Annotated in this window: 1 protein-coding gene; it reads left to right on the top strand. The window is 65.3% G+C overall.

Translation table 11 applies throughout. The features are described from left to right. Window positions 1-157: 157 nt before the first annotated feature. Window positions 158-1,567: an alpha/beta hydrolase family protein gene (locus ACH438_RS46215; RefSeq protein ID WP_397017710.1), complete on the top strand. Its 1,410-nt coding sequence runs from the start codon at window positions 158-160 to the stop codon at window positions 1,565-1,567. Window positions 1,568-1,919: the final 352 nt, after the last annotated feature.

Below are 1,919 nucleotides of genomic sequence, written 5' to 3'. Positions count from 1 at the left end.
GCTAGTCAGGTGGTCCCATCAGTGGCAAACGAGGTGGTCCCATCCTGCTGGCAAAAACAGCTCCGAAACGGTCCCTTCCCCCTGGCAGCCGACATCAGCATTGGAGCCCACCACCGTGGGGAGGCTGCGGTCGTTGGTCATTGCTGTTGTCTGCGCCGTGTTGACCGTGACCGGTGTACTCGCCGCCGGTGCCGCGTATGCCGAACCTGCGCACCAGGATTTGCTGACCGAGGATGTCACGTTCCAGAACCAGGGGCTGACGCTGCACGGCACGGTGTATCTCCCTCCGGCGACCGGTAACGACACGCTGCGTCGTCCGGGGATCGTATTGGTTCATGGTTCCGGGCCCGGTCCGCGTGCCAAATACGTTCCCGAGGCGGAGGCGTTCGCGCGTGCGGGCATCGTCACCTTGATCTATGACAAGCGCACACAAGGCTATTCACTGACCCAGCACGACTTCGCACAGCTGGCCGATGATGCACTCGCCGGGCTGCAGACCTTGCGCGCCCGCGCCGATGTCGACCCGAGCAAGGTCGGCATGTGGGGGTTCAGCGAAGGTGGCTGGGTGGTGCCGATGGCCGCCGCCGAGTCACCCGATGTCGCGTTCGTGGTGACCATCGGTGGATCCGGGCGCTCACCGGTACGCCAGGAAAGCTGGAGCCTGGACAATATCCTTCGCCATCAAGGCATTTCAGGATCCCTACTGGATGCGGTCGCTGTACCGGGAGCACAATTCATGACCGATTCCGGGCTTCTCCCGCAGGCCGGCCACGACCCGGTGGCGGTCCTGCGGCGGGTCCACCAGCCTGTCCTGGCCCTGTGGGGTGAACACGACATGCAAGTACCGGCCGCGGAAAGTGCGCAGGTCTTCCAGCAGGCACTGGCCGCAAACCCGTACACGACTATCGGTTTCGTGCCGGGCGCGGGACATAACGGGCACCGCACCTCCAACGGCTTCGACAAGGCCGGCGGTCTGATGGTCGACGGTCACCCGCTCGGTGCCTTGGACCCCGGCTACGCCGATGTGATCACCGCGTGGATCCACCAGGTCGCCGCAGGCAATCCGCCACTGTCTAGGATCACCACACCACTGCCGCATCAGGAGGCGTTGAGCCGCGCATCCGACGACGGTTGCTGGTACGACACCACAGCGGTCCGAACCGCCGTGCTGGTGCTGCTGGTGCTCGGCTTGCTCGCCTACCCACTCACCACCCCACGTCGGCGCGCCGATCGCGCACGGTCACAGACTCGTTCGGTGCGCCGTTGGGCGCGCTGGCTGACCGGCCTGGGCCTGGGCACGGTGATCGGCACCCTCGCCTACATGGTCTGGATCTTCAGCCAAGTCGGCCCGAACGAAACCGCCTTCGTTGCCGGCCGCACACTGCCGTGGCTGCTCCTGCAGATTCTCACGCTGCTGGTCGTTCTCACCACGCTCGCCACCGCACTCCACTGGTGGCGCGCCCGCATCCTTGTCACCGGCCGACTACGCCTGCGACTCACCCTGCTGCTCTGTGCCGCAGCAGTTTTCATCCCATGGGCGCTCTCATGGCGACTGCTCCTGCCGTAGTCGTGTCGGTTCGTCTCCGGAAGCGTTCGGGGCAGCCCGAACCGTGGCAGCACGCTCGCTTGGAAGCCGGTGATCGCGTCGATGCGGTCGCCGGGCCCACGGCATGCTGCCCGCCACCACCCCACCGAATGGGCCTTGGTCTGGCTGACCACCGCCGAAAAAGCCGCCGTGCGTGGCTTTGTCGATATAGCCCGCGAAATGGGCATCCGCTTGATCGTCAACGAGAAATGGCTGGTTGAGGTTCAGGCGTCTTCTGCGCCGCGGTAGGTGTAGAGGTCTTGGACGAATTTGCGGCGGAGGGCGGGGATTTTGCTGGTGAGGCTGAAGTAGGTGCGGGCGGCGAAGAGGGCCA

Source organism: Nocardia sp. NPDC020380 (assembly GCF_044386975.1).
In the GTDB taxonomy this organism is placed as follows: domain Bacteria; phylum Actinomycetota; class Actinomycetes; order Mycobacteriales; family Mycobacteriaceae; genus Nocardia.
This window is presented reverse-complemented; position numbering and strand designations above follow the sequence as displayed.